The 26780-nt window shown below is 66.4% G+C and carries 23 protein-coding genes; 11 read left to right on the top strand and 12 right to left on the bottom strand.

All coding sequences use genetic code 11. From position 1 onward, the window contains the following. Positions 1-12 precede the first annotated feature (12 nt). Positions 13-1620 carry an SIR2 family protein gene (locus tag G4D77_RS24590; protein WP_154833744.1) on the bottom strand — a complete coding sequence of 536 codons (1608 nt, stop codon included), beginning with the start codon at positions 1618-1620 and terminating at the stop codon, positions 13-15. Positions 1621-2133: 513 nt separating this feature from the next. Further along, positions 2134-4341, bottom strand: a complete 2208-nt coding sequence (locus tag G4D77_RS24585) for a DNA internalization-related competence protein ComEC/Rec2 (RefSeq protein WP_227740937.1) — start codon at positions 4339-4341, stop codon at positions 2134-2136. A 174-nt stretch (positions 4342-4515) separates the two neighbouring features. Between G4D77_RS24585 and G4D77_RS24580 the strand changes: the two genes are divergently transcribed. Next, a complete protein-coding gene (locus G4D77_RS24580) occupies positions 4516-4974 on the top strand; it encodes a RidA family protein (RefSeq protein ID WP_012206880.1) in 459 nt (152 codons plus the stop codon). A 40-nt stretch (positions 4975-5014) separates the two neighbouring features. On the opposite strand, the gene G4D77_RS24575 is transcribed toward G4D77_RS24580, so the two are convergent. The 4 genes from G4D77_RS24575 to G4D77_RS24560 all read right to left on the bottom strand — a co-directional run bounded on the left by G4D77_RS24575 (position 5015) and on the right by G4D77_RS24560 (position 12206). Then, the gene (locus tag G4D77_RS24575; protein WP_154833743.1) at positions 5015-6784 is read right to left on the bottom strand and encodes a methyl-accepting chemotaxis protein; all 1770 of its coding nucleotides are present in this window, start codon (positions 6782-6784) and stop codon (positions 5015-5017) included. Between the two features lie 128 nt (positions 6785-6912). Continuing rightward, positions 6913-9300 carry a DNA topoisomerase IV subunit A gene (gene parC / locus G4D77_RS24570; protein ID WP_016447621.1) on the bottom strand — a complete coding sequence of 796 codons (2388 nt, stop codon included), beginning with the start codon at positions 9298-9300 and terminating at the stop codon, positions 6913-6915. 39 nt (positions 9301-9339) lie between these two features. Beyond that, positions 9340-10218, bottom strand: coding sequence for a lytic transglycosylase domain-containing protein (locus tag G4D77_RS24565; protein ID WP_070080934.1), 879 nt, complete (start codon positions 10216-10218; stop codon positions 9340-9342). Positions 10219-10223: 5 nt separating this feature from the next. Continuing rightward, positions 10224-12206, bottom strand: coding sequence for a DNA topoisomerase IV subunit B (locus tag G4D77_RS24560; RefSeq protein WP_016447623.1), 1983 nt, complete (start codon positions 12204-12206; stop codon positions 10224-10226). A gap of 170 nt (positions 12207-12376) precedes the next feature. Here G4D77_RS24560 and G4D77_RS24555 point away from each other — a divergent pair, with 170 nt between their 5' ends. The 5 genes from G4D77_RS24555 to bamC all read left to right on the top strand — a co-directional run bounded on the left by G4D77_RS24555 (position 12377) and on the right by bamC (position 16517). Then, entirely contained in the window at positions 12377-13603 is a 1227-nt protein-coding gene (locus G4D77_RS24555; RefSeq protein ID WP_154833742.1) for an MFS transporter, read from the top strand. 1 nt (position 13604) lies between these two features. Further along, complete coding sequence (locus tag G4D77_RS24550) at positions 13605-13754, top strand: hypothetical protein (protein WP_016447625.1); 150 nt, start codon at positions 13605-13607, stop codon at positions 13752-13754. Between the two features lie 67 nt (positions 13755-13821). Continuing rightward, positions 13822-14391, top strand: a complete 570-nt coding sequence (locus G4D77_RS24545) for a class I SAM-dependent methyltransferase (RefSeq protein WP_154833741.1) — start codon at positions 13822-13824, stop codon at positions 14389-14391. A 75-nt stretch (positions 14392-14466) separates the two neighbouring features. Next, complete coding sequence (gene dapA / locus G4D77_RS24540; protein ID WP_016447627.1) at positions 14467-15363, top strand: 4-hydroxy-tetrahydrodipicolinate synthase; 897 nt, start codon at positions 14467-14469, stop codon at positions 15361-15363. Between the two features lie 41 nt (positions 15364-15404). Beyond that, positions 15405-16517 (top strand): NlpB/DapX family lipoprotein, encoded by a 1113-nt coding sequence (gene bamC, locus G4D77_RS24535; RefSeq protein WP_016447628.1) that lies wholly within the window; start codon positions 15405-15407, stop codon positions 16515-16517. A gap of 212 nt (positions 16518-16729) precedes the next feature. Here bamC and G4D77_RS24530 read toward each other — a convergent pair whose 3' ends face one another. From G4D77_RS24530 to G4D77_RS24520, 3 genes are all read right to left on the bottom strand, one after another. Further along, positions 16730-17020: a hypothetical protein gene (locus G4D77_RS24530; protein ID WP_074920994.1), complete on the bottom strand. Its 291-nt coding sequence runs from the start codon at positions 17018-17020 to the stop codon at positions 16730-16732. A gap of 385 nt (positions 17021-17405) precedes the next feature. Further along, entirely contained in the window at positions 17406-18536 is a 1131-nt protein-coding gene (locus G4D77_RS24525) for a cupin domain-containing protein (protein WP_074920995.1), read from the bottom strand. Between the two features lie 103 nt (positions 18537-18639). Continuing rightward, positions 18640-19599, bottom strand: a complete 960-nt coding sequence (locus tag G4D77_RS24520) for an AraC-like ligand-binding domain-containing protein (RefSeq protein WP_154833740.1) — start codon at positions 19597-19599, stop codon at positions 18640-18642. A gap of 260 nt (positions 19600-19859) precedes the next feature. Here G4D77_RS24520 and G4D77_RS24515 point away from each other — a divergent pair, with 260 nt between their 5' ends. Next, positions 19860-21311: an aldehyde dehydrogenase gene (locus tag G4D77_RS24515; protein WP_154833739.1), complete on the top strand. Its 1452-nt coding sequence runs from the start codon at positions 19860-19862 to the stop codon at positions 21309-21311. 152 nt (positions 21312-21463) lie between these two features. After that, entirely contained in the window at positions 21464-21985 is a 522-nt protein-coding gene (locus G4D77_RS24510; protein WP_043789867.1) for an FKBP-type peptidyl-prolyl cis-trans isomerase, read from the top strand. Between the two features lie 67 nt (positions 21986-22052). Here G4D77_RS24510 and G4D77_RS24505 read toward each other — a convergent pair whose 3' ends face one another. Together G4D77_RS24505 and G4D77_RS24500 are read right to left on the bottom strand one after the other, a co-directional pair. Continuing rightward, positions 22053-22628, bottom strand: coding sequence for a glycine zipper 2TM domain-containing protein (locus tag G4D77_RS24505; RefSeq protein WP_043789866.1), 576 nt, complete (start codon positions 22626-22628; stop codon positions 22053-22055). 145 nt (positions 22629-22773) lie between these two features. Beyond that, positions 22774-23154, bottom strand: coding sequence for a PepSY domain-containing protein (locus tag G4D77_RS24500; protein WP_043789865.1), 381 nt, complete (start codon positions 23152-23154; stop codon positions 22774-22776). Between the two features lie 280 nt (positions 23155-23434). Here G4D77_RS24500 and G4D77_RS24495 point away from each other — a divergent pair, with 280 nt between their 5' ends. Genes G4D77_RS24495 through G4D77_RS24485 form a run of 3 tightly spaced genes read left to right on the top strand, consistent with a single transcriptional unit; the run spans position 23435 to position 25864 of the window. Next, positions 23435-23740 (top strand): PepSY domain-containing protein, encoded by a 306-nt coding sequence (locus G4D77_RS24495; RefSeq protein WP_016447635.1) that lies wholly within the window; start codon positions 23435-23437, stop codon positions 23738-23740. Positions 23741-23747: 7 nt separating this feature from the next. After that, positions 23748-24419: a response regulator transcription factor gene (locus G4D77_RS24490; protein ID WP_154833738.1), complete on the top strand. Its 672-nt coding sequence runs from the start codon at positions 23748-23750 to the stop codon at positions 24417-24419. Further along, positions 24416-25864, top strand: a complete 1449-nt coding sequence (locus G4D77_RS24485) for a sensor histidine kinase (protein ID WP_154833737.1) — start codon at positions 24416-24418, stop codon at positions 25862-25864. The genes G4D77_RS24490 and G4D77_RS24485 overlap by 4 nt, the downstream gene beginning before the upstream one ends. Positions 25865-25910: 46 nt before the next feature. Here G4D77_RS24485 and G4D77_RS24480 read toward each other — a convergent pair whose 3' ends face one another. After that, positions 25911-26735 carry a hypothetical protein gene (locus G4D77_RS24480; protein WP_154833736.1) on the bottom strand — a complete coding sequence of 275 codons (825 nt, stop codon included), beginning with the start codon at positions 26733-26735 and terminating at the stop codon, positions 25911-25913. Between the last annotated feature and the right edge of the window lie 45 nt (positions 26736-26780).

The following is a 26780-nucleotide window of genomic DNA, read 5'->3' as shown; positions in this document are numbered from 1 at the left end:
TTAGAATTACATCTACTTTGCTGCCTCCTGCGCATCTTTCAGGTAATCATAAACACTTATTAATCTGGAAAACGATGTTCTAATGTTGGGGTTGGGATGATTTATTAGTAGATCGAATTTTTCCTTTAGAAAATTCTCAACCTGGTCCACTTGAAACGCTATCTCTGGCAAGTAGTACCAATAGGCCATGGTACGTTCGATGGTGTCTTTTTCAGAAAACGCCAAAAAATCACCTTTAAACTTCTTCGCACTCTCAATCAGCTTGCCTGATCCATTCTTTTTCAAGTATGCTTCTAAAGTTCGAGATGCGGCCTTTACCACCCGGCCGTCCATCAAATCCGGTACAAAGCCATCAATAGATTTTGCCAACCTAATGTAGCGGAGAACAGGCACATATTTTGCGGACTTCAAAAGCTCAGGCAGAGATTTTTCAACGACAGTTTTAGCATTTAAACCTTGGTCATTAAAAACCAGGTCCCGAGCAAGAATCTCACGAGATATTGCCACATAGCCAACATCTCGCAACTTCGCCAGTAACCCCACACCCATCGCGAACTCAATCTTGTCTGGCGGCGTTTCGTCATTTATATCTTGAACATAAAGACGATCAGCAGGATCGGTAGAGTGGACCAATTGATAAACCTGCTGCTTCAACAAGCGAAGAAGCTTGGCCGGTATTTGCCTTTTAACTTTACCTAACGCCTCATACACTTCAGCCATTGACGAGGTTGTCCCCTGATAGACCGGCAAAGATCTTCCGTCATGAGAAAGAATAGTGCGCTCAAATCGAGAATTTTCGCACTTTGGGTCCCACTGTATGAAGACTAGTCTATCAGCGAGTTTATTCACATTCTCATTAGACAACCCGTCCAGAATGCTGTGAATAATTCGAAGAATATTTTTATCTGCAAGCGAATATCCCAAGAAGACAACAGGATTTTCAACAAAGAATGTCAGAAGCTTGGAAGCAAGATAAGGATTCTTTTGTTGGAACACACTATAGTCGTTCGCGGTAAATACCAATGACAAGGGGTCATCCTGAGTTCCGTGAATTTTATATATTTCCGCTATCCCCTGGATTTGGGAGAAAATCAAGCCTTCTTGCCCAACATAAACGGTCTGTCCTGGGAAAAGGGTTTCTATAAGATTATCCCAGTTTGTAGTAACTACCCCGTCCGCAACAACTTTCTTGAATAATTCCAATTCCGCCAACAAACCGGCATCATTAGTCAATTTTGCGGCACTCTTCAAGTAAATAGCCGTTTCAATTTTCAATGCAGACTCTTTATCAACTGCGATGGCCGCATACTTCTCACGAGAGTCCTTGTAACGATCTTCCTTCCACCACTTAGGTTGCAAAGTCTGGGCTACTAAAGTGGCCAGTTGGGGCAAGTCACCAGCAGCTTCTGTGCTGAGATAGCCATGGTCCAACTCATGAATTTCGCACAGTTTCTTTAACAACCCCGGCCAGTCTTCAAGGTTCAAATAGCGGCGTGAGATGCCTGAACCAATAAAAAGATAGGGCGGCGAAGGGAATTTCTTCAAGTGGCCTAACAGCGATTCACCCAATGACATGCATGCTCCTAATAACTCGCCCGCACAATTGACTTGTTGCAACATGTTGCCACATGCTGAACCGAAGTGGGCCGCTCCTGCCCCCTTCCCGCGTCAGATGCTCCTGTCGCGCAAGCCCACAAACACCTCCAGCCCAGGATATCGGCGCACAAGCCATGATGGCAACGCAAGCTGGCTGTGCTTCGGGCAGAAACGTGGTCTCAAGCCTAGGAGCTCGAGCGAACAGGCGTCCGACCTTGGGGAGGTCGGACGTTTACACATCTGCGCCCAAGATGCTGTAAACCCTTGATCTGCAAACGCAAACAAGGTCGGACGGCATAACTACGTCCGACCTCGCAACGTCCGACCTAGGCTCAATGCAAGCAACTGCGCACTGATGCGTGTTCACTGGAGAATCAAGGACTTGACCGCACCCATCAGGACGCAGATGTAGCTCACTCCCAGCTCGTTCCGCCCAGTTTGTGCGTATGGCCCGCCCAATTTGTGCCAAAGACGATGAACACAGGAAGAGGCCTCAAAACCCACGTAACCCCGCGTCGTGATTGGCTTTCTGCAGAGTCACATGGCTTCACCTTCTGTGCCAAAGAGATCACTCCCCCATCCGATATCGCCGGCCAGCAAGGCCTGCACCCCGGATGCCGAACGCAGCAGCAGCACGCAGCTGCCCGCATTGGCGTGGGCCAGGGCCTGCGCGGCCGGCAGCGGTTCGCCCGCGGGTGGATGCAGCACCTGCATCTGCACGCCATCCCACTCCCACTGCTGGCCGGCCTCACATCGGCGCACGGCGCCCAGGCCGGCCAGAGCGGGGTCCAGGATCACGGAGTCCGATCCCCAGACCTCGGCCTGCGGCTGCGCGGCATGCACGGCCAAGGCACCGCCCGTATGGTCGCCGTCGCGGTGGCTGAGCCACAGCGCATCCAGGCGCAGCCCCAGGGCCTGCAGCAGCGGCACCAGCACCCGTTCGCCGGCATTGCTATCCATGCCGTACTGCGGACCCGTGTCATACAGCAGGGCGTGCCGGGCCGTGCGCAGCAGCACGGCATTGCCCTGGCCTATGTCCACGGCCATCAAATCGAACTCGCCATGTGCCGGTGCGGCCGGCGGCCACCACAGGGCCGGCAGGCACATGGCCAGGCCCCAGCAACGCCATCCGGCCGGCACCGGAGCCACCAGCGCCAGGCCTGCACCCAGCGCAGCCAGCCCCGCCCACAGCGGCGGCTGCGGCAGCTGCAACACGGCCCAGCCCCACCGGTCCAGCCACTGCAGCAGCTCCAGCAGCGGCGCCAGCGCCAGCGCCGCGCCCGTCCAGAACGGGGGCCACAAGGCCCCCAGCAAGGCCAGTGGCGTGACCACGAAAGTCACCCAGGGAATCGCGGCCAGATTGGCCAGCAGCCCCGACAGCGACAGCTGGCCAAACAGCATCAGCCCCAGCGGCGCCAGCGCCAGAGTGATGCGCCACTGCTCACCCCACAACGCCAGGGCACGGGCGGGCAGCGACGGCCGCACCGCGCCCTGCATGCGTGCATCGGTCGCCAGCAGCACGCCCACGGCCACAAAACTCAGCCAGAAGCCCGCCTGCCACAGGGCCCAGGGATCGAGCACGACAACCACGGCCAGCGCCAGGCACCACACGGCGGGCCAGGGCCAGCGCAGCCCTGTGACGCGCAACGCGGCCACCGTTGCCAGCATGCACACCGTGCGCTGCGCCGGCAGACCCCAGCCGCTGAACAGGGCATAGCCGCCCGCCAGCAGCACGCCGGCCAGCAGCGCCGCCTGCGGTGCCGGGCACCACAGGCAGGCCCGGGCACTGCAACGCCACAGTCGCCCCACGACCAGCGCAGCCAGCCATGCGAACAGGGTGATATGCAGTCCGGAAATACTCATCAAATGGGCCACGCCGGTATGGCGGAACAGCGTCCAATCGTCACGCGCAATGGCCTGCTGATCGCCCATGGCCAGGGCGGCCACCACGCCCAGCATGCGCGGCGACTGCGCGGGGTCCATGCCTACGCGCTGCATGGCTTGCGCGAGTGCGGCTGCCCGGTTCACGATGGCCTCGCGCATCTGCTGGCGCCAGCGCTGCAGGGCGTAGGCGCCTGTGTCGGCCAGCAGGCTCGCCGCTGGCTGTTCGCGCACATAGCCCGTGGCCTGCACGCCCTGCTCCCACTGCCACAGCTCATAGTCGAAACCGTGGGGATTGCGCGCGCCATGCGGGCGCTTGAGCCGTACGGTCAGGGCCCAGCGCTGGCCCGGGCGCAGGACGGGCAGCGACGCTGCGGCGCCCTTGGACGCCCGGCCCCGGGCTACGTACCAGGACAGCTCGATCAACCCGGGAAACGGAGCCAGGGCCTCTTCGCGGCCCGCGATCTGCGCCTGCTCCACGGCCATGCGCCAGCGCATGCCCTGGGCCATGTTCTGGGGCAGCGATGCCACGACGCCGACGATGCGCAGGTCACGCCCCTCCAACGGCGGAGACAGCGCCTGGCCCGCAAAGTCCTGGGCACGCCAGCCTGTCAACCCGCCCATCAGCAAGGCGGCGCAGACAGCGGCCCACAGGCCGTGCACAACACGGCAGCGCCGGCCTGCCCATGCCCGCCACGCCCTCCATGCCAGGCCTGCCAGCCCCATGCACGCCAAGAGCAGATATATCCACAGCGGCCACAGGCGCGGCTGCGTGACCTGCCAGGCCGCACCGGCCACGCAGCCGAGCAGCAGGGGCGTCCAGGAAGACGGCGAGAGAGTTTGGGCAGCTGCCGCAGGGTGCATCCACACATGCTAGGAGCGGATGCCGCGCAGCCACCATGCACCGCCTCGGATTCAGACAACAATCAGACTGACGGAAGCCCAGGCCCTGACATGCCAGGGTGCACGGGGGCTGTGTCACACTGTCCGCCACCCCGGCACTGGCGCCGGATTTTTCTTGTCTCGAAGGAATCAACGATGAGCGTTTACGAACAACTGAAGGCCCTGAACATCGAACTGCCGTCGCCTGCCATCCCGGCGGCAGCCTACGTGCCCTATGTGCAGACGGGCAATCTGGTGTTCCTGAGCGGACATATCGCACGCAAGGACGGCAAGGTCTGGGCAGGCCAGCTGGGCCGTGATCTGCAGACTGCCGACGGCCAGCAGGCCGCGCGCGCCATCGCCATCGACCTGATGGGCACGCTCCAGCACGCCGCCGGCGGCGACCTGGGCCGCGTGCGCCGCATCGTCAAGCTGATGTGCCTGGTCAACTCCACGGGCGACTACACCGAGCAGCATTTGGTGGCCAACGGCTGCAGCGAGCTGCTGGGCCAGGTCTTCGGCGATGCCGGCACGCATGCGCGCAGCGCCTTCGGCGTGGCCCAGATCCCGCTGGGCTCCTGCGTGGAAATCGAGCTGATCGCCGAACTGGCCTGATCGGCATGCCGCCGCACGGCGCCGCCGTGCTCGCAGGCGGCTAGAAACTCTCCCATTGGCCATCCTCGGCTGCCGGTGCGGCGGGCCGGGGCGCCGAGGCCAGCTTGGGCGCCGCCTCCCTTGCTGCGGCAGGCCGCGCGGCAACCGGCCCGACAGCCGCAGGCGCCACGGCTGCTGCCGGCCGCCTTGGCGCTGCGGCCGCGCTGTGCGCAGTGCGCACCGCCGGCGCAGCCTGCCTTGCGAGCGTCGTCGGCGAGGGCGCCAGGTGCGCCACCTTGAACACCGCCACCGTGCGCGACAGCTGCTCGGCCTGCTCTCGCAGGCTTTGCGCCGCGGCCGCGCTTTGCTCGACCAGGGCCGCGTTCTGCTGCGTCATCTGGTCCAGCTGTCCCACGGCCTGATTGACCTGGGCCACGCCCGCGCTTTGCTCCGAAGAGGCCGCCGTGATCTCGCCGATGGTGTCGGCCACGCGCTGCACGGACTGCACGATGCCCTCCATGGTGGTGCCGGCATCGCCCACCAGGCGGGCGCCGTCCTCCACCCGTTCCACCGAAGCGCCGATGAGCTGGCGTATCTCCTTGGCAGCCGCCGCGCTGCGCTGGGCCAGCGTGCGCACCTCGCTGGCCACCACGGCAAAGCCCCGGCCCTGCTCGCCGGCGCGGGCCGCCTCCACGGCGGCGTTCAGCGCCAGGATATTGGTCTGGAAGGCAATGGAGTCGATGACGCCGACGATGTCGGCAATCTGCCTGCTGCTGTCGTTGATGCCTTTCATGGTCTCGACCACCCGGGCCACGACCTCACCGCCGCGCTGGGCCACCTGTGACGCGCCCGCCGCCAGGCTGCTGGCCTGCTGCGCACTGCTGGCGCTTTGCTGCAGCGTGCTGGTGAACTGCTCCATGGCGGCCGCGGTCTCCTGCAGGTTGCTGTAGGTCTGCTCGGTGCGCACGGACAGGTCGTGGTTGCCGGTGGCAATCTCGGCACTGGCGATGGCAATGCTGTCCGTGCTCTGGCGCACCTGCTGCACCATGCCCGACAGCGATTCGCTCATGGCCTGCAGCGAGCGCAGCAGGTCGCCGAATTCGTCAGCGCGCTGTGTCTGTCCCTGCGCCGCTGCGCTCAGGTCGCCTGCGGCAATGCGTTCGGCCAGTTCCCTGGCCTGGGCCAGGGGACGGCGGATGCTGGCAATCAGGAAATGGGCGCCGATGACGATGCACAGCAGCAGCACGCCCACGGCCGCAGCGGCAAAACCCACGGTGAGCCTGCGCGAGGCTGCCGTCTCTTCCTGGCTGCTGCGCACCACCTGCTCCTGCATCTGCACGAAGTCGCGCAGCGACTGCAGATAGGCATCCACGGCAGGGTTGTAGGATTGCTTGACCAAGGCCAACGCCTGCTCCTGCCGGCCGTCGGCCTTGAGCTGGCGTGCCTGGGCACGCAGTTCGATCATGGTCTTGCGGGCTGCCGCAATCCTGTCCATCTGCGCCTTGTCTGCGTCGGACAGGGGCATGGCTTCCAGTGATTTCTGCACCTCGGTGATCCGCGCCGAGGTGGCGCTGATCACGTCCTTGAACTCGGCCTCGACGGCAGCATCACTGCTGACCACCAGGGCCTGGGTGCGGGCCGCATTGGTTTCGGTCAGCCCCATCCAGCGCACGGCGGCCTGGACCCGCGCCTGCATCTCCTGGGTGACGGCCTCGGACCGGGCCTGGACCTGGGCCGAGCGATAACCCGACAAGCCGACCACGCCCACCAGCGCCACCACGATGGCGGCCACGGCAAGCCACAGCTTGTGTGCCATGCGAAGTCGCAGCATATCCAGTCTCCCTCATGTTGGAAGACTCCATGTTGAGGCCTGCAGCAGGGCCCGGAGGTCGGAAAAACCCAGAGAAAACCCCTGATCCACCCCTTTCGCGGAAGGCATTGCAGGGGCAGATGCGCTCTTTACTCCACGCGCGTCACGCTTTGTGGCTTGAAGCCCAGGTCGGCCGACTTGCCCTTGCGGCCGCGCGTGCCACGGGCATTGTTGAGACTGCGGATCTCCAGCGTCTCGCTGCGCTCCTTGCCGCCGCGGCCCAGGCCATCGATGCGGATGCTGCGCGTGTAGGCGGCAGCGCCCGCCAGGGTGTCCTTGTCCTCCAGGTCGAGCAGCATCAGCCCGCGACCGCCCTTGGCCATGTGCTTGAGGCTGGCGATCTCGAAGGTGAGGATGCGGCCGCCCGTGGAGGCGCAGATCACATGCGTGGCCGGCAGCAGCAGGCCCGCGCCCTGCTCGCCTTCCTGCGGCTCGGCACGTGCGCCCATGGGCACGCCGTAGGCCGTGGACGGGGCGCACAGCGTCTCGCCGTCGGCCAGCGTCACGAAGGCCTTGCCCGCCTTCTGGCGCGAGACCATGTCGCCTACCATGGCCACGAAGCCGTAGCCGCCCGACCCCGACAGCAGCAGCGCCGTTCCTTCGGCTCCCGCGAAGTAGTACAGGATCTGGGTGCCGGCCTCCAGCTCGATGAGCGTGGTCACGGGCTGGCCATCGCCGCGCCCGCCGGGCAGCTGCGACACCGGCACCGAATAGACCCGGCCATTGCTGCCGAAGGCCAGCAGCTGGTCCACCGTGCGGCACTCGAAGGTGCCGTGCAGGCTGTCGCCGGCCTTGAAGCTGAGCGTGCCCGCATCGACGCCATGGCCCTGGCGCGTGCGCACCCAGCCCTTGTCCGAGATGATGACCGTCACGGGCTCATCGACCACCTTGACTTCGGCGACCACCTTCTTTTCTTCCTGGATCAGCGTGCGGCGCGCATCGGCGAACTGCTTGGCGTCGGCCTCGATCTCCTTGCAGATCAGGCGGCGCATGACGCTCTCGCTGCCCAGGATGTCTTCGAGCTTGCCCTGCTCGACGCGCAGTTCCTTGAGTTCCTGCTCGATCTTGATGGCCTCCAGCCGCGCCAGCTGGCGCAGGCGGATTTCCAGAATGTCGTCGGCCTGGCGCTCGGACAGCGCAAAGGCATCGATCAGCGCCTGCCTGGGCTCGTCGCTGGCCCGGATGATGGCGATGACCTTGTCGATGTTCAGCAGCACGGCCTGACGGCCTTCGAGGATGTGGATGCGGTCCAGCACCTTGGCCAGCCGGTGCTGGCTGCGCCGCGTGACCGTGGTCTGGCGGAAGGCGATCCATTCCTCGAGCATCAAGCGCAGGCTTTTCTGCACCGGCCGGCCATCGAGGCCGATCATGGTCAGGTTGATGGAGCTGGACGACTCCAGGCTGGTGTGCGCCAGCAGCGCCGTGACCAGCTCCTGCTGCGGCACCTTGCCGGTCTTGGGCTCGAAGACCAGGCGCACGGGCGCATCCTTGCTGGACTCGTCGCGCACGCCATCGAGCACCGCCAGCATGCTGGCCTTGAGCTGGGTCTGTTCCTGGCTCAGCGCCTTCTTGCCGGTCTTGACCTTGGGGTTGGTGATGTCCTCGATCTCTTCGAGCACCTTCTGCGCAGAGACGCCGGGCGGCAGCTCGGTCACCACCATCTGCCACTGGCCGCGCGCCAGCTCCTCGATCTTCCAGCGCGCGCGCAGCTTGAGGCTGCCGCGCCCCGTGCGGTAGGCATCCTGGATGTCGGAGGCGCTGCTGATGATCTGCCCGCCGCCCGGATAGTCGGGGCCGGGGATGATCTGGAACAGTTCCTCGTCGCTGAGCTGCGGCCGCTTGATCAGGGCCACGCAGGCGTCGGCCACCTCGCGCAGGTTGTGGCTGGGGATTTCCGTGGCCAGGCCCACGGCAATGCCGCTGGCGCCGTTGAGCAGGGCGAACGGCAGGCGCGCGGGCAGCTGCTGCGGCTCCTGCGTGCTGCCGTCGTAGTTGGGCACGAAGTCCACCGTGCCCATGTCGATCTCGTCGAGCAGCAGGCCCGTGATCTTGGACAGGCGCGCCTCGGTGTAGCGCATGGCCGCTGCGCCGTCGCCGTCGCGGCTGCCGAAATTGCCCTGGCCATCGACCAGCGGATAGCGCTGGTTGAAGTCCTGGGCCATGCGCACCAGCGCGTCGTAGGCCGACTGGTCGCCGTGCGGGTGAAAGCGCCCCAGCACATCGCCGACCACGCGCGCGCTTTTGACCGGCTTGGCCGCCGTGTTGTGGTTGGGGCCGCTGTAGCTCAGGCCCATGCGGTCCATGGCGTACAGAATGCGCCGCTGCACGGGCTTGAGGCCGTCGGTGACATCGGGCAGTGCCCGGCCCTTGACGACCGACAGTGCGTATTCAAGGTAGGCGCGCTGTGCGTACTGGCCCAGGTCCAGGGCATCGCCGGCCGCCTGTTGGGCCAGATCCAGAGTGTTTTGATCGCTCATGAAGAAATTCGTGATCTCAATAAATGCAGTGAAGGCCGCTCATCGCGGCGAGGGCAGCCCTGTGGACAAGGTCATCCGTATCCGGGGCGCTGTGCCAGGCTGTGCCGCCACCGGCGCTGCCTGGCCCGCACGCTGGCGCCCGCCCTGCAGCTGCTCGTAGATACCGAGCACGGCCTTCACGTAATTGCGGGTTTCCTGATAGGGAGGAATGGCCTGCCCCGCACGCCGCACGGCACCCTCGCCCGCGTTGTAGGCGGCCAGCACCAGGTCCAGCCGCCCGGGGAACAGCCCCATCAGATGGTTGAGGTAGCGCGCGCCGGCCGGCACGTTGACGGCCGGGTCGGCCAGTTGCTGCTGCACGCTGCGCTGGCGGCTGGCCTCCACGCCGAAGCGCTGGGCCGTGGCCGGCATCAGCTGCATCAGGCCGACTGCGCCCTTGGGCGAGATGGCCTGCGCGTCAAAGCCCGACTCGACGGCAATCACGGCTTTGAGCAGGTCGTAGTCCACCCCCGTGTGGTCCGCCGCCTTGCGCAGGTGGCCGCGCACGCTCTTGTAGCGCGGCGAGATGTCGAAGAAGCTTTGCATCCGCGTGCTCGCCTGCAGCCTGCGCCCGGCATCGCTGCCGCCGTCATCGTCGGCAGCGGCCTCGGCTTCCACCAGCGGGGGCTTGAGTCCCTGCTCGGTGCTGTCATACAGCGAGCCGCGGAAGTAGAGCTTGTAGCGCTCGTCCAGCGCCTGCGCGGCGAAGTGCGTGATGCCGCGCTCGTCCACGAAGGCCCAGAGATCGGCATGCGCGGGCTGCGCCACCCCCCACAGCGCCAGGGCCGCGCCCAGCGCTGCAAGCGCGCGCGCGGCAGCGGCGCGCGCAGGGTGCGGGCGGTGCGGAAGGTGCTGTGGGGCAGCCGGGCGCAGGGGCATGGGGATCAGATATCCACTTCGATGGCGTCGCCGTGCAACTCCATCAGCTCGCGGCGCGCCGCAGCCTCGCCCTTGCCCATCAGCTTGGTGACGACCTGCTCGGCCGCCGCAAAGTCCAGATTCATGAACTGCACGGGCAGCAGGCGGCGCGTGTCGGGGTTGAGCGTGGTTTCCCACAGCTGCTCGGCATTCATCTCGCCCAGGCCCTTGAAGCGGCTGATCTGGCATTTCTCGCGCGGAACGCCATCCTTGGCGGACTTGTCGAGGATGGCGGTCAGCTCGCCCTCGTCCAGCGCGTACATCTTGGCTGCTGGCTTCTTGCCCCGCGCAGGCACATCGACGCGGAACAGCGGCGGCAGCGCCACATGGATGTGGCCGGCCTCGATGAGCTTGGGGAAGTGGCGGAAGAACAGCGTGAGCAGCAGCACCTGGATGTGCGAGCCATCCACGTCGGCATCCGAAAGAATGCAGATCTTGCCGTAGCGCAGGCCGGACAGGTCGGGCGTGTCATGGGGGCCATGCGGGTCCACGCCGATGGCCACCGAGATGTCGTGGATCTCGTTGTTGGCGAACAGGCGGTCACGGTCGACTTCCCAGGTGTTGAGCACCTTGCCGCGCAGGGGCAGCACGGCCTGGGTTTCCTTGTCGCGTCCCATCTTGGCGCTGCCGCCGGCCGAGTCGCCCTCGACCAGGAAGACCTCGTTCAGGCTCAGGTCGCGGCTTTCGCAATCGGTGAGCTTGCCGGGCAGCACGGCCACGCCCGAGCCCTTGCGCTTTTCGACCTTCTGGCCCGCCTTCTGGCGTGTCTGGGCGGCCTTGATGGCGATCTCGGCCAGCTTGCGGCCCCATTCCACATGCTCGTTGAGCCACAGCTCCAGCGCAGGGCGAACGTAGCCGCTGACCAGGCGCACGGCATCGCGCGAGTTCAGGCGCTCCTTGATCTGGCCCTGGAACTGCGGGTCCAGCACCTTGGCATTGAGCACGTAGCTGGCGCGCGCGAAGACGTCGTCAGGCATGAGCTTGACGCCCTTGGGCAGCAGCGAATGCATCTCGATGAAGGCCTTGACCGCCTGGAACAGGCCGTCGCGCAGGCCGCTGTCGTGCGTGCCGCCGGCCGTGGTGGGGATCAGGTTGACATAGCTTTCGCGCAGCGGCGCGCCATCCTCGGTGAAGGCCACGCACCAGGCGGCGCCCTCGCCTTCGGCAAAGCTGTCGTGGTTGCGGTCGGCAAAGCCCTCGCCTTCGAACAGGGGGATGACGGCCTCGCCATGCAGGCTTTGCTGCAGATAGTCGCGCAGGCCGCCCTTGAACTGCCAGGTCTGGGTGTCGCGCGTCTTCTCGTTGACCAGGGTCACCGACACGCCGGGCATGAGCACGGCCTTGCTGCGCAGCAGATGCATCAGCTCGCCCATGGGCAGCTGGGAGGATTCGAAGTAGCGGGCATCGGGCCACACGCGCACGGTCGTGCCCTGCTTGCGCTCGCCCGCGGCCAGCGGCCGCGACTGCAGGGGCTCGACCACGTCGCCGCCCGAGAAGGCGATGGTGGCCACCTTGCCCTCGCGGTGGATGCAGGCCTCAAGGCGCGTGGCCAGCGCATTCGTGACCGAGACGCCCACGCCATGCAGGCCGCCCGAGAAGCTGTAGGCGCCGCCCTTGCCCTTGTCGAACTTGCCGCCCGCATGCAGGCGAGTGAAGACCAGCTCCACCACGGGCGCCTTTTCCTCGGGGTGCATGCCGAAGGGGATGCCCCGGCCGTCGTCCTCGACGCTGTAGGAGCCGTCGGAATGCAGGGTGAAGCGGATTTTCTTGCCGAAGCCGGCCAGCGCCTCGTCGGCCGCGTTGTCGATCACCTCCTGCAGCACATGCAGGGGGTTGTCGGTGCGCGTGTACATGCCGGGACGCTGCTTGACGGGCTCCAGGCCCTTGAGCACGCGTATCGAGCCTTCGGAGTATTCGCTGGCGGAAGTGGGAGATGGTTTGACTGCCATGGGGGCGGATTGTAGTGCGCGGCCCGGCTCAGTGCTGGATACATTCACAGTCATTGACATTGACTATCCCGAAAAGGCCAGTGCCGCCAAGGGCTACGAAGTGCCGCGCTGGCGCATGGGCGACCCATGCGTCGCAGCGCAAAACCCGGAGTTTCGCTAAAGTTTGCCGCATGCACAAAAACAACCAACCCATGTCCATGGTGCAGATACTGCTGTGCGGGGGCGCAGTCGTGACGCTGTCCATGGGAATCCGGCACGGCTTCGGCCTGTGGCTGCAGCCTATCACCCAGGAGATGGGCTGGACGCGCGAGTCCTTCGCGCTGGCCATTGCCATCCAGAACCTGTCCTGGGGCGTGCTCGGCATCTTCGGCGGCATGCTGGCCGACCGCTTCGGCGCCTTCCGCGTGCTCCTGGTGGGCGCGCTGCTGTATGCGCTGGGCCTGGCCGGCATGGCCATGGCGCCCACGACAACCTGGTTCGCCCTGACGGCCGGCGTGGTGATAGGCGCAGCCCAGGCCGGCACCACCTATGCCGTGATCTACGGCGTGCTGGGCCGCCAGATTCCCGTGGCGCGGCGCAGCTGGGCCATGGGCGTGACGGCGGCGGCGGGCTCCTTCGGCCAGTTCTTCATGGTGCCCGTGGAAGGCAGCCTGATCTCGAACTTCGGCTGGTCCAACGCCCTGCTGCTGCTGTCGCTGTGCGCCCTGATGATCATTCCGCTGGCCTTCGGCCTGCGCGAGCCGGGCTTCACGGCCGGCAATACCCGGCCCATGCGCGACCAGAGCGCAGCCCAGGCCGTGGCCGAGGCCCTGCGCACACCCAGCTTCGTGCTGCTGACGGCTGGCTACTTCGTCTGCGGCTTCCAGGTGATGTTCATCGGCGTGCACATGCCCAGCTACCTCAAGGACTACGGCCTGGCACCGCAGGTGGCCAGCATCTCGCTGGCGCTGGTGGGGCTGTTCAACATCGTCGGCACCTATGTGGCCGGCAACCTGGGCCAGCGCCTGCCCAAGCGCTACCTGCTGTCCACCATCTACTTCACGCGCTCGGTGGTGATCGTGCTCTTCCTGCTCGCGCCGCTGACGCCCTGGTCGGTCTACATCTTCTCGGCCGCCATGGGACTGCTGTGGCTGTCCACCGTGCCGCTGACCAATGCCACCGTGGCCCAGATCTTCGGCGTGCAGCATCTGTCCATGTTGAGCGGAATGGTGTTCTTCAGCCACCAGGTCGGCAGCTTTCTGGGTGTCTGGCTGGGCGGCTATCTGTATGACCACACCGGCAGCTACCAGGTGGTCTGGTACCTGGCCATCGGCCTGGGCGTGGCCGCCGGCCTGCTGAACCTGCCGATACGCGAAGCCCCGGTGGCAAGGCCGCGTGCGGCGCAGGCGGCGGCCTGACATGACGACAGCCACCACGCCCCGCCCACAGCTGCTGCGCAGGCTGGCGCTGTGGGCCGCCGTGCTGCTGGTGCTGGGCCTGGTCTTCATGCTCTATCTGCAGCCCGAGTTCATGCTGGGCATGGCCGACCAGCTCTGGGCCTGCTTCTGAAATTGAAGCGCGGCAAAGGCCTGGCGGCACAATGGCGGCCGCTTTCAATTCATTTCCGAAATTTCACATGCACGCAGCCACGCCGCCTTCGCCCTGGATCCAACGCTGGTCGCATCTTCTGGCACCCGAGGCCACCGTGCTCGACGTGGCCTGCGGCCCTGGCCGCCACATGCGCTGGTTCCATGCACGCGGCCATGCAGTGACGGGCGTGGACCGCGACGCCCAGGCCCTGGCCGGCCTGCAGGGCGTGGGCGAGCTGCTGTGCGCCGACATTGAAAACGGCCCCTGGCCCCTGCCCGGCAGGCAGTTCGGCGCCGTGGTCGTGACCCACTATCTGTGGCGCCCGCTGTGGGCGGCGCTGCTGGACAGCGTGGCCCCCGGCGGCGTGCTGCTGTACGAAACCTTTGCCCAGGGCAACGAGGCCTTCGGCAAGCCTTCCCGGCCCGATTTCCTGCTGGCGCCCGGCGAGCTGCTGCAGGCCTGCGCGGGCTGGCACATCGTGGCCTACGAGCACGGCCAGCTGGGCGAGCCCGATCGCGTGGTCCAGCGCATCGCGGCACTGCGCCCCGATGCAACAGGCCGGGAACCCGTGGCCATGCTGGCGCATCAGAAGGCGTCAGGCTCTGCAATCGCCTGAATCCCTACAGGAGACCGCCTTGGGCCTGCCTCCGACACTCGTTAGAATGATCCTTTCCCGTTTTTTCTTGCGGACATGACATCCTCCTCCGTCGCTCTCACTGGCAGCATCGTTGCCCTCATCACGCCCATGCACGAGGACGGTAGTGTTGACTACCCGGCGCTGCGAAAACTCATCGACTGGCATGTGGCCGAGGGCACGGACTGCATCGGCGTGGTGGGAACGACAGGCGAATCCCCCACCGTCAACGTGGAGGAACACTGCGAAATCATCCGCGTGTCCGTCGAGCAGGCTGCGGGCCGCGTTCCCGTGATGGCCGGCTGCGGCGCCAACAGCACGCACGAGGCCATCGAGCTGGCCCGCTACGCCAAGAAGGTCGGTGCCGACAGCCAGCTGCAGGTCGTGCCCTACTACAACAAGCCCACGCAGGAAGGCCAGTACCAGCATTTCAAGGCCATTGCCGAAGCGGTGGGCGACCTGCCTGTGGTGCTCTACAACGTGCCCGGCCGCTCGGTGGCCGACATGCAGCACGACACCGTGCTGCGCCTGGCGCAGATTCCCGCCATCATCGGCATCAAGGAAGCCACGGGCAACATCGAACGCGCCCAGTGGCTGATCCGTGAAGTGCCCGAAGGCTTCGGCGTGTACTCCGGCGATGATCCCACCGCTGTGGCACTGATGCTGTGCGGCGGCCACGGCAACATCAGCGTCACGGCCAACGTGGCGCCGCGCCTGATGAGCGATCTGTGCAAGGCGGCCCTGGCCGGCGACGTGCGCACCGCCATGGACATCCAGATGCGCCTGATGCCTGTGCACAAGAACCTCTTCGTCGAGGCCAACCCCATTCCCGTCAAGTGGGCCGCAGCCCGCCTGGGCCTTTGCGGCCCGGCCATGCGCCTGCCGATGACACCCCTGAGCAAGAATCTGGAAGCCACCGTGGAAGCCGCCCTGAGCTCCGCTGGCCTGCTGTGAGGCGCCCCGCCCCACCGACCGAACGCACCAAGGATATTCGCGTGAAACAGCCCATTGCACGTCTGAGCCTGCTGAGCCTGGCCATCGGCCTGACAGCCTGCACGACCACGTTCCAAGAGAGCAAGATCGACTACAAGAGCGCCGGCAAGCAGCAGGCGCCCACCCTGGAAGTCCCGCCAGACCTGACACAGCTGTCCACGGACTCCCGCTACGCCGTGCCCGGCGGCGTGGTCTCCGCCGCCGCCATGGAAGCCAACTCCAAGGCGCAAAAGCCGGCAGAGGGCCGAACGGCCACCGCCGCCCTGGGCGATGTGCGCATCGAGCGCAATGGCGAGCAGCGCTGGCTGGTGATCAAGCGTCCGGCCGACCAGCTGTGGGAGCCCGTGCGCGACTTCTGGCTGGAAAACGGCTTCATCTTCACCACCGAAGACCGCCAGCTCGGCATCATCGAAACCGATTGGGCCGAGAACCGCGCCAAGATCCCGCAGGACGTGATCCGCAAGACGCTGGGCAAGGTCTTCGACGGCCTGTACTCCACCAGCGAGCGCGACAGGTTCCGCACCCGCCTGGAGCGCTCGGCCGACGGCTCCACCGAGGTCTACATCACGCACCGCGGCATGCAGGAGGTGTACACCAGCGCCCAGAAGGACCAGACCATCTGGCAGCCGCGCCCCTCCGATCCGGAACTGGAAACCGAATTCCTGCGCCGCCTGATGGTCAAGCTCGGCGTGAGCCAGGAGCAGGCCGACGCCGTGGCCAAGGCCAACACCACCACGGCAGCCGCCACCGGCAGCGTGCGCATGGAATCCGCCAACGGACAGCCCGTGCTGCAGATCGACGAAGGCTTTGACCGCGCATGGCGCCGTGTCGGCGTGGCCCTGGACCGCACGGGCTTCACCGTGGAAGACCGCGACCGCAGCCGCGGCATCTACTTCGTGCGCTATGTGGCGCCCGATGCCAAGGTCGAGCCCAAGGGATTCTTCAGCAAGCTGTTCAGCCGCTCGCCCGACGCGGCTGCGCCGGTCAAGTACCAGATCCAGGTGCGCAGCGAGGGCGACAAGTCCACGGTCACCGTGCTCAACACCCAGGGCCAGCCAGAGACCTCGGCCAATGCCCAGCGCATCGTGCGCGTCATCACCGACGACATGAAGTAGGCGATCCTCACGTCGGGATTGAGGCGGCAGCCGCCGCCCTCGCCTGCAGCCACCGCGCATTCACTTGCCGGTGGCTTTTTTGCATCCGGGCCGTCGTGCATAGACCATGGATATGCATGACCGGGCCCTGGTGGACGAAAAAAAACCGCAGCCCGAAGGATGCGGTTTTTTCGCAGCACAAGCCTAAGCCTGTGCCATCGGCGAAGGCCGGATTACTGCTTGGTGGCTTCCTTGGCGGCAGCGTCGGCAGCAGCCTTGGCGGCGTCTGCAGCAGCAGCGTCAGCAGCGGGAGCGGCAGGTGCAGCTGCGTCAGCGGCGGGCGCTGCGGGAGCAGCTGCGTCGGCGGCGGGAGCAGCAGGAGCGGCTTCTGCGGGAGCAGGAGCTGCCGGTGCGGGAGCTTCAACAGCAGGAGCGGGAGCGGGGGCCGGAGCCTCTTCCTTCTTGCCGCAAGCGGCCAGAGCTGCAGCAGCGATCACGGTAGCCAGGATCAGAGAGTTCTTCATCACAGTTTCCTAGAGAGTAGGTAAGAAGACAGTAAACAGGAGGGCCCCGCCATTGCGACACCGGATGCAGGCAACCGGAGCGCTACGGCCAAGCCGCGTCAAAACATTCATTCGACTCGCGTCAGATTATAGGGAGGTTTTCCCGAAGCTGACCGAAACTGACAGCCTCAGAACAATTCCGCACAAATCCTCTTGCAAAGTCCGGATGGGGCAGCGAATTGACTGCCTTGACATGCACTGTGTAACAAAAGCAGGTGGCTGTCAATTTACTGACGGACTCAAGACAATTCTTTACAAATCTAACGAAGTCCGCCCTTGTTCAGCAGCACGCTGTCAACAGTGAATGCCCGAACTTAGCATGCCTGTGGCGCAGCGTCTACCCGGTTCAGGACAGCTTGCCGCCACGCACCCAGCCTGCGTCAAACCATGAGGACAGCAGCTCCAGCGCATCGTCGCTGGCCTTGGCCAGATCGGTGCGCGACAGCGCGCGCGTGTCGGCCAGCTTGCGCATCAGCGTGGCATCGCGGCCACCGGCCAGATAGCTTTCTCCGTTGATGAAGATGTGCCTGGCGTCATACATCATGCGGGTGCGGCGGTCCAGGACCACGCTCTCGAACATGCCGTTTTCCTCGCCATGCTCGAACCACACATTGGCCTTGGGCTCGGTCATGTACTCGCCCAGAGCGCGCTCCAGCGCCAGCGGCTCGGCCAGCGCGCGTTCCAGCGACTTGCGGGCGAAATCGTGCAGGCTGGCGGGAATCTCGCCCGGGGCTTCGACGGCCGGCTGGTCGGGATCGCGGTAGACGACCGGCACTTCGGGCTCATCGGGCTCGTCGGACATGCGCAGCAGCAGCTCGCGGGCCAGCTCGTCGCGCGCGGGCGAGCGAAAGCCGATGGAGTACGTCATGCACTCGCCTTCGGCGATGCCGTCATGGGCCCACTTCGGGGGCAGGTAGAGCATGTCGCCTGGCTCGAGCACGAATTCCTCTTCCGGCTCGAAATGCGAGAGCACCTTCAGCGGCACATCGGGCTGCAGCGACAGGTCCTTCTGGCGGCCGATGCGCCAGCGCCGGCGGCCATGGGCCTGCAGCAGGAAGACGTCGTAGCTGTCGAAATGCGGGCCGACGCCGCCCTGGTCGGTGGCAAAGCTGATCATCAGGTCGTCCAGCCGCGCCTCGGGCACGAAGCGGAACTGCTGCATCAACTGGTGCACGCCGTCGTCGTGCAGGTCCACGCCCTGCACAAGCACGGTCCAGCCGGGCTTTTGCAGCGAAGGCAGGCTGCGGCGCGACAGCGGGCCGTGGCTGAGCTTCCAGCTGCCGTCATCGTGCTGCTGGATCAGGCGCGATTCCACCCCGTCCTCGCCTGCCATGGCCAGCAGCCTGGCGCGCGGAATCAGGGGCTTGAAGCCCGGGATCGCCTGGCGCACCAGCAAGGGCTTCTTGTGCCAGTGGCGGCGCATGAATTGGGAAGCGGTAAGCCCGCCCAGCAGGGCAAGCGGGGTGTTGGTGTCCATGGAATGGTCCGAAATGAGCAGAAAGACAGGGCGGCATTGTCCTATGCGGCCATTGCCCTGTCCTGGCGCCAGCGCAAGCTGCCCCGCAATGGCTTCGTGGCAGTCAGCCGGCCGGCTTGCGCATGGCCCTGAAATCCGAGGGCGCCAGGCCCGTATAGGCCTTGAAGGCCCGGCTGAAATGCGCGCTGCTGCCAAAGCCGCAGTCCATGGCGACTTCGGTGATGGTGCGCTGCGCGTGCTCGGGCAGCAGCAGCTCGCGCATGCACAGCTCCAGCCGGCTGTGCTGTATGAAGGCGCCCAGGCTGGTCTGGCTGTCCGCAAAGGCGTTGTGCAAATGGCGCTTGCTGCAGTTGAGCGCGGCGGCCACGGACTCCACCGACAGGCCCGGATCGCGCAGATGGGCCACCACATGGGCGCGTATGCGGTCCTGCAGCGCCAGTTGCTGGGTGCCTGCCGTGCCCTGCCCGGCCAGCTCCTGCAGCGAAAGATGGACCATGTCCACCAGCAGCTCGCCCGCGCGGCGCGCCAGGTGCGGTGCCATGCCGGGCAGCTCCTGGTAGGTGCTGCGCATGGTCTCCAGCGCGATGCGGGCGATGCCCGAGCTGCCGCCCACATTGCGCCCCATCAGCCCTTCCAGCCGGATGCCCCGTTCCACGATGGCCTGGCGCGGCAGCATCACGATGAGGTGCTCCGACCATTCGGGATTGGCCACCTCGTACTCCTGCGCCGTGTCATAGATGACCCAGCTGCCCTTGCGCACGCTGGCCTCGCGGTTGTGCTGGCGCACGCTGGCCACGCCCTCCCAGGGCGCGACGATCTTCAGATAGGGGGACTCATGGGCGCGCAGGCCCTGCATGCTACGCATGACGCGGTGGCGGCCCGCCTCCAGCCGGGTCAGCACCACATCGCCGGCATTGGCCACGCGCACATGGCCTTCGAACAGGTGATCGCCATAGACATCGGTATCCAGGCCCGCAAACAGGCGCGACATCCAGGCGTGCCAGGCCGACGCCGTCTCGCCGGGCGGCAGTCCGTCGGTGCTCAACACCATGGCATCGGTCATGTGCGGTCTCTCCTGCTCGCCGCACGGGTGAAGGATCTGTGTGCGGCCATGGACGTGATTATGGGAAAGTGCAGGCCCGTCGCGCCCCATGGCTTTCCCCGCGGACAGCCAGGACAAGGGTAAACCCCGGAGCCTGTGCACGATCCGTCATGCGCTTTGTGCGCGCAGCGGGCTGCCTGCGCCATCGCCTGCTTCTACGATGACCGGCACGCCCGGCTACGCCAACGCCCAGGCCACAACCGCATACCAAGGAGACAGTCATGATCGAACAAACCATGCTCATCGCAGGCCAGGCCGCACAGGCCGGCAATGGCGCCACCTTCGAGCGCCGCAACCCGCTGGACGGATCGGTGGCCACGCGCGCCCCGGCCGCGACGCCGCAGGATGCCGTGCGCGCCGTCGAAGCCGCGCAAAAGGCCTTCCCCGCCTGGGCCGCACTGGGCCCGACCGAGCGCCGCCAGATGCTGATGAAGGCATCGCAGGCGCTGGAGGCCAAGACCGAGGCCTTTGCCGCCGCCATGGCCGCCGAGACCGGCGCCTCGGGCATCTGGGCCGGCTTCAACGTGCACCTGGCCGCCAACATGTTCCTGGAGGCCGCATCGCTGACCACCCAGATCAATGGCCAGATCATTCCCTCGGACGTGCCCGGCAGCCTGGCCATGGCCGTGCGCCAGCCCGCTGGCGTGGTGCTGGGCATTGCGCCCTGGAATGCACCCGTCATCCTGGCCGTGCGCGCCATCGCCACGCCGCTGGCCTGCGGCAACACCGTGGTGCTCAAGGGCTCGGAGCTGTGCCCCGCCACGCACGGCCTGATCATCGAGGCCCTGCAGGAAGGCGGCCTGCCGCCCGGCGTGGTCAACTTCGTGACCAATGCGCCCGAAGATGCCGGCGCCGTGGTCGAGGCCATGGTGGCCCACCCGGCCGTGCGCCGCGTGAACTTCACGGGCTCCACGCGCGTGGGCCGCATCATCGGCCAGACCTGCGCCAAGTACCTCAAGCCCGCCATTCTGGAGCTGGGCGGCAAGGCGCCCTTCGTGGTGCTGGACGATGCAGACATCGACGCCGCCGTGGCCGGCTGCACCTTCGGTGCCTTCGCCAACTCGGGCCAGATCTGCATGTCCACCGAACGCATCATCGTGGACGAGTCCGTGGCCGGTGATTTCCTGGACAAGCTCGTGGCCCGTGCCACCTCGCTGCCGCTGGGCGATCCGCGCAAGGGCCCCGTGGTGCTGGGCTCGGTGGTGGACATGGCCACCGTGGAGCGCGCCAACCGCCTGATCGACGACGCGCTGGCCAAGGGCGCAAAGCTGCTGTGCGGCGGCAAGGCCACCAACACCCTGATGGCCGCCACGCTGATCGACGGCGTCACGCCCGAGATGGACATCTTCCGCGAGGAAACCTTCGCCCCCGTCAAGGCCATCGTGCGCGTACGCGGCGAGGAGCAGGCCATCGCCATGGCCAACGACAACGAATTCGGCCTGTCCTCGTCCGTCTACACCCGCGATACCGCACGCGGCTGGCGCGTGGCCGCGCGCATCGAGGCCGGCATCTGCCACGTCAACGGCCCCACCGTGCATGACGAGGCACAGATGCCCTTTGGCGGCGTGAAGAACTCGGGCTACGGCCACTTCGGCGGCCAGGCAGGCATCGATGCCTTCACCGAGACGCGCTGGATCACCATGCAGACCGCGCCCCGCCACTATCCGTTCTGATCGGCAGGACTCGCCGCCCGGCCTGCGCAGCAGCCGGGCCGCCGTGGGAAAATCGCGCCAACGCGGCCGCCGGCACGCCTTCGTCAAACAAGGGCGCGCGCGGCGGTCTTTCTTTTTCCCCACTGCGGCATGGGCCGCACAAGCTGCACACCATGGAAATCACAGAACAATGCGTGGTCGCTCTGACCTGGACCCTCAAGGACACCCTGGGCGAGGAACTGGACGTGCTCGATGAGCCCGTGGAGTTCCTGGTCGGCGGCGACGACCTGCTCAAGCGCATCGAGGAGGCCCTGCAGGGCCACGGCCAGGGCAAGGTCCTGGACCTGCACCTGGAGCCCGAGGAAGCCTTCGGCGACTACAACGAAAGCCTGATCTTCCTGGAGCCGCGCGCCCTGTTCCCGGCCGAGCTGGAAGAAGGCATGAGCTTCGAGGCCAGCGCCCTGCCCAAGGGCTGCAGCGCCGTGCCGCCCGACCTGCTCTACACGGTGACCGAAATCTATCCCGAGCATGTGGTGCTGGACGGCAACCATCCGCTGGCCGGCATCGCGCTGCGCCTGCACCTGAAGGTCGAAGGCGTGCGCGAAGCCACCGAGGAGGAAATCGGCCGCGGCTCGGCCGGCACCGGCTTCTTCCGCATCCAGCCCATGGCACCGGGCAACGACACGCTGCACTGAAATTGCCGCGCTGAAATGGCAAAGGGCTCCCTTCGGGGAGCCCTTTTGCATGGAGCGAGCCTGGTACTCAGCGCAGCAGCTGGTTGTTGTCCACGCGCACGCTCTCGCCTACGCGCAGCTGCGGATTGCTCTGGTAGTCGAACACGCGCGTGCTGCCGTCGTTCAACTGCACGGTGACACGGTAGACATCGCGCAGGTCGCCAGGGCCGGTGTTCTTCTCGATGGCATTGCCCGCCATGGCACCGCCCACCACGCCCGCAATGGTGGCGATGTCGCGCCCGCTGCCCTTGCCCACCTGGCGGCCCAGCACGCCGCCGACCACGCCACCCACCACGGCCCCGGCGCCTATGCCCGAGCCGCCAATGCCGCTGGGCTGCTGGATCTGAACCAGTTGCACATTGGTCACGCGCCCCTGCTGCACATAGCCACCGCCGCCCGGGTAGGCCGTGCCGGGCTGGCCGCTGGCGGGATAGCCCCCGCTGGGGTAGCCCCCGGCGGGATATCCGCCAGCGGGATAGCCACCTGCAGGGTAGCCGCCACCCGGATATCCGCCCTGCTGTGGATAGCCCGCGCAAGCGCTGAGCATCAGCGCTGCAATGCAGCTGGTGCCGATGGCGCCCAAGCGATGAATGGAAGGGGGCATGGAAATCTCCTGTGTACTGTCCGTGGATCGATCAAGGGCAGCCGCCGGCCTTGCCTGCGGCTGCATACCACTCCAACGCCCCAGGCTGCATGTACGCCGACCGGACTGAACACTTGCTGACAAAAATCAGCCCGCCGGCCCGGCCTCAATTGCGTGCGCGAATGCTGAGCACGTTGCCGTTGTTGCCATCGACATAGAGCTTCACGGGACGGCCATCGCTGGTCTGGCCCTTGACCTGGTAGAGGCCGTCTTCCCACTCGATCTCGCGCAGGTCGCGGTAGCCCAGGCCTTCCATGCGCTCGAAGACTTCGCGGATGCTCAGGCCCGGCCCCTGGAAGGCGCCGCGCACGGAGGCCACCGTGGTGGCCACGGCTTCGCCGGCCTGCACGGTCACCGAAGGACCGCCAGTGGCGGCGGCCTGGGCCTGCACCTGGGCGACCAGCCCGGCAGTGGCGATCAGAACAATGCCCAGGCCCGTCAGGCCATGGCGTGCAGCGCGGGAAATCAGTTGTCGGATGGAAGGCATGAGGTTCTCCTTGGCATGTGAAGGTCGGCGTCTGGGCCGGCGACTGGGCCGGCGACTGGGCCGGCGACTGGGTCGGCGATTGGGCTGGCGATGCATCTGAAAAGGCCGCATCTGCCGGCTGCTGCGCCTTCGTTTCCGGTGGATTGCGACGGCGTGCAGCCATTGTTCGATGCAGGCCATGAACGCAAGCTGAAGCAGCCGTTCATCCGAGGTTCATCCACGCTGGGCTATAAAGTTTTCCATGCCCACTCCATCCTTCTCCACCCCTCGCAGGTCCTGGATGCTGCTGGCCTCGCTGCTGCTGATGGCGGCGGCACTGGCCTCCTGGACCACGCCCTCGGATGCCGGCGACAGCGACCATGAACTCGCGCGCCAGGCCCTGCAGCAAGGCCGCGTGCTGCCGCTGCGCACCGTGCTCGACCAGGTCGAGCGCGACTACCAGGGCCAGGTCATCAAGGTCGAGTTCGAGCATGACGACGGCCGCTTCATCTACGAGATCCGGCTGCTGCAATCGGGCGGCCGCGTGGCCAAACTCAAGATCGATGCACGCGATGGCAAGGTGCTGAGCTTCAAGCGCAAGGACTAGGAAAAAGATGCGAATCCTCGTGGTGGAAGACGAGCCCACGCTGAGCAGCCAGCTCGTGCAGGCACTGCAGCAGGCCGGGCATACGGTGGAGACGGCGGCCGACGGCGCAACGGCCCAGTACCTTGGCGAGGTCGAGGAGTTCGATGCCGTCGTGCTGGACCTGGGCCTGCCCGTGCGCGATGGCCTGACGGTGTTGCGCGCCTGGCGCGAACAAGGGCGGGTCATGCCGGTGATGATCCTCACGGCGCGCGGCGCCTGGCATGAGAAGGTGGCCGGCATGGATGCCGGCGCCGACGACTATCTGGCCAAGCCCTTCCACATGGAAGAGCTGATGGCCCGCCTGCGCGCCCTGCTGCGCCGGCTTAGCCCGCACGCCAGCGCCCAGTGGCAATGCGGCCCCATCGTGCTGGACTCGCGCCATGCCCGCGTGAGCGTCGCCGGCCAGCCGCTCACGCTGACCAGCCATGAATTCAAGGTGCTGGCCCTGCTGATGCAGCGCGTGGGGCAGGTGATATCGCGCACCGAACTGTCAGAACACATCTACCCGCAGGACAGCGACCGCGACTCCAACACCATCGAGGTCTTCGTCGGCCGCCTGCGCAAGAAGCTGCCGGCCGGCAGCATAGAGACCGTGCGCGGAATGGGCTACCGGCTGGTGGAAGGCGCTCCCGCTGCATGAACGCACCACAGGAAGGACAGGTATCCCGGCTCGGTGATTCGCTGCGCCTGCGCCTGCTGGCCGGCACGCTGGCCTGGGTGCTGGCGGCCGTGCTGCTGGCCGGCTGGGGGCTGCGCGGCCTGTTCCGAGACCACATCGCGCAGCAGTTGCAGGCGCAGCTGGTGCTGCAGCTCGACCAGCTCAGCGCAGCCGTCAACAGCCTGCCTGGAGGGCGAATCGAAGTCGGACTGGCCGTGGGCGATCCGCGCCTGGCGCAGCCGCTGTCAGGCCTGTACTGGCAGATCGACCAGGTGAGCGATGGGGCGGGCCCGCCCGAGAAGGCCGGCCTGCTGCGCTCTCGTTCGCTGTGGGACCAGACGCTGGACTGGCACCAGTTCCGTGCCGATGCCGGCAATCCCGGCGAACACCGGGAAGACACGGCGTTGAGCACGGGCATGCTGCCCGATGGCCAGGGCCACCCGCTCGTGGCCGTGGCACGCCCCCTGCAATTGCCCGAAGCCGACGCGCCGCCGTTGCGCCTGATCGTTGCGGCCGACAGCGCCCTGCTGGCCGAGCCCATGCAGCGCTTCACCACCATGCTGATCGCCGCACTGGGCACGCTGGCGGCCGGGCTGGCTCTGGCCGTGGTGCTGCAGCTGCGCCTGGCGCTGCGGCCGCTGCAGTTGCTGCGCACAGGCCTGGCCGACGTGCGCAAGGGCGCCACGCCGCGCCTTGAAGGCCGGTTTCCGCAGGAACTGCGCCCCCTGGTGCAGGAATTCAACCATGTGCTGGATGTGAACGCCGACATGGTGCAGCGCGCGCGCACGCAGGCCGGCAACCTGGCCCATGCGGTGAACACGCCGCTGTCCATCCTCGGCAATGCCGCCGCGCAGGAAGGCGGGGCGCTGGCCGAACTGGTTCGCGAGCAGGTCGCCAGCGCCAGCCGCCAGGTGGACCACCATCTGGCACGCGCCCGCGCTGCGGCCCGCCAGGCCACAGGCCTGCGCACGCCGCTGGAGCCGCCGCTGGCCTCGCTGGTGCGCACCATGGAGCGGCTGCACGCCGGCCGCGGCATCCGCTTCGCGCTGAAGGGCGATGTGCAGCCTTGGGACTTTCTGGGCGATGGCCAGGACCTGATGGAAATCCTGGGCAACCTGCTGGACAACGCCGGCAAGTGGGCAGCCCAGGCCGTGAGCCTGGAAGTCCAGGGCCTGGAGCACGATCAGGCCGGCGGCCCCTTGCTGCTGACGGTGGACGATGACGGCCCCGGCATCGAAGACGCCGACCTTGGCCGCATCTTCGAGCGCGGCGAGCGCCTGGACGAACGCAGGCCCGGCGCGGGCCTGGGCCTGGATATCGTGCGTGACCTGGTGCAGACCTATGGCGGCAGCATCGCGGCCAGCCGCTCGCCGCTGGGCGGCCTGCGCATGCAGCTGCGCCTGCCGGGGGCAAAAAGACAGGCGTGACGGCAGGAGCCGCGCAGCAGCGGCTCTGTGCCCTCTCAGGGGCCTTTCAATGCCCTCTCAGCGTGCGCAGCACCTGCACCAGGGTGTCTGCCTGGGGAAACAGCCAGTCGGCCAGCGCGCCAAGCGCCACGGCGGCCACCAGTGCGCCCAGCACCGGCTTCCAGCTCAGGCGCAGCGCGGCCAGCAGCCAGCCCTCGCGCTCCACCACGTAGAGCGTGCGCGCCATCAGCAGCGCAAAGGCCACCTCCACCGCCACGGCCAGGAACAGGTCGGCCCCAAAGACCAGCCACAGCAGCGACCCTGCCCCCGTGACCGCTACCAGCAGCGCCGCAAACACCAGCAGCACGGGGACCAGGACGACGGCGCCTTCGTCCAGCCCATCGATGCCCGGCACATCAAAGCCTTGCGAGGCCGAGGAAGCGGCCTCGGACAGCGCGCCGCCGTCATCCCAGCTGCCGCTGGAGCCACCGCCGCCATACGAGCCGCCCTGCCCGCTGTCGAATCCGCCAGCCTCCGGCGTGCGGGCCGGTGAAGAGCCGTTGCTGCCGGGCGTCACATCGGGAACATCGGACACCTCCCAGTCGCGGCGCAGCATGCACTCGGCCCACAGGCGCAGCAGCAGCAGGTACAGCAGATAGCCGCAGGCCAGGGCCACGCCATAGCGCAGCGCCATGCTGTGCATGCCCGCGTGCAGCAGGCCCAGGCTCAACAGCGACATGCCGGCCAGGCTCAACCCGCCCGTCAGTGCCGCATGCAGGCGCAGCCAGTGGCGCTGCTGCAGGCGGCGGCGCATGCGGTCTTCCTGCGTCAGCATCACGCGCGTCCATGACGCGGATGGGCGGTGGCGCGTGCGCCGGGATGGCGTGGCCATGCGGATTCCTCCCTGGAGCGATGCCCGGGCAGCGCGGCTGCGGGC

This window comes from Delftia sp. WY8 (assembly GCF_018437695.1).
In the GTDB taxonomy this organism is placed as follows: Bacteria; Pseudomonadota; Gammaproteobacteria; order Burkholderiales; family Burkholderiaceae_C; genus Comamonas; species Comamonas tsuruhatensis.
This window is presented reverse-complemented; position numbering and strand designations above follow the sequence as displayed.

Excerpts from the sequence above, each read along its gene's own strand:
- G4D77_RS24545 (WP_154833741.1), top strand. The coding sequence starts at position 13,822 with ATGCACGCAGCCACGCCGCCTTCGCCCTGGATCCAACGCTGGTCGCAT.
- G4D77_RS24520 (WP_154833740.1), bottom strand. The coding sequence starts at position 19,599 with ATGACCGATGCCATGGTGTTGAGCACCGACGGACTGCCGCCCGGCGAG.
- dapA (WP_016447627.1), top strand. The coding sequence starts at position 14,467 with ATGACATCCTCCTCCGTCGCTCTCACTGGCAGCATCGTTGCCCTCATC.
- G4D77_RS24590 (WP_154833744.1), bottom strand. The coding sequence starts at position 1,620 with ATGTTGCAACAAGTCAATTGTGCGGGCGAGTTATTAGGAGCATGCATG.
- G4D77_RS24525 (WP_074920995.1), bottom strand. The coding sequence starts at position 18,536 with ATGGACACCAACACCCCGCTTGCCCTGCTGGGCGGGCTTACCGCTTCC.
- G4D77_RS24495 (WP_016447635.1), top strand. The coding sequence starts at position 23,435 with ATGCTGCTGGCCTCGCTGCTGCTGATGGCGGCGGCACTGGCCTCCTGG.
- G4D77_RS24550 (WP_016447625.1), top strand. The coding sequence starts at position 13,605 with ATGACGACAGCCACCACGCCCCGCCCACAGCTGCTGCGCAGGCTGGCG.
- G4D77_RS24560 (WP_016447623.1), bottom strand. The coding sequence starts at position 12,206 with ATGGCAGTCAAACCATCTCCCACTTCCGCCAGCGAATACTCCGAAGGC.
- G4D77_RS24575 (WP_154833743.1), bottom strand. The coding sequence starts at position 6,784 with ATGCTGCGACTTCGCATGGCACACAAGCTGTGGCTTGCCGTGGCCGCC.
- G4D77_RS24585 (WP_227740937.1), bottom strand. The coding sequence starts at position 4,341 with ATGCACCCTGCGGCAGCTGCCCAAACTCTCTCGCCGTCTTCCTGGACG.
- G4D77_RS24530 (WP_074920994.1), bottom strand. The coding sequence starts at position 17,020 with ATGAAGAACTCTCTGATCCTGGCTACCGTGATCGCTGCTGCAGCTCTG.
- G4D77_RS24515 (WP_154833739.1), top strand. The coding sequence starts at position 19,860 with ATGATCGAACAAACCATGCTCATCGCAGGCCAGGCCGCACAGGCCGGC.
- G4D77_RS24485 (WP_154833737.1), top strand. The coding sequence starts at position 24,416 with ATGAACGCACCACAGGAAGGACAGGTATCCCGGCTCGGTGATTCGCTG.
- G4D77_RS24555 (WP_154833742.1), top strand. The coding sequence starts at position 12,377 with ATGCACAAAAACAACCAACCCATGTCCATGGTGCAGATACTGCTGTGC.
- G4D77_RS24480 (WP_154833736.1), bottom strand. The coding sequence starts at position 26,735 with ATGGCCACGCCATCCCGGCGCACGCGCCACCGCCCATCCGCGTCATGG.
- G4D77_RS24565 (WP_070080934.1), bottom strand. The coding sequence starts at position 10,218 with ATGCCCCTGCGCCCGGCTGCCCCACAGCACCTTCCGCACCGCCCGCAC.
- G4D77_RS24510 (WP_043789867.1), top strand. The coding sequence starts at position 21,464 with ATGGAAATCACAGAACAATGCGTGGTCGCTCTGACCTGGACCCTCAAG.
- G4D77_RS24500 (WP_043789865.1), bottom strand. The coding sequence starts at position 23,154 with ATGCCTTCCATCCGACAACTGATTTCCCGCGCTGCACGCCATGGCCTG.
- parC (WP_016447621.1), bottom strand. The coding sequence starts at position 9,300 with ATGAGCGATCAAAACACTCTGGATCTGGCCCAACAGGCGGCCGGCGAT.
- G4D77_RS24490 (WP_154833738.1), top strand. The coding sequence starts at position 23,748 with ATGCGAATCCTCGTGGTGGAAGACGAGCCCACGCTGAGCAGCCAGCTC.
- G4D77_RS24580 (WP_012206880.1), top strand. The coding sequence starts at position 4,516 with ATGAGCGTTTACGAACAACTGAAGGCCCTGAACATCGAACTGCCGTCG.
- G4D77_RS24505 (WP_043789866.1), bottom strand. The coding sequence starts at position 22,628 with ATGCCCCCTTCCATTCATCGCTTGGGCGCCATCGGCACCAGCTGCATT.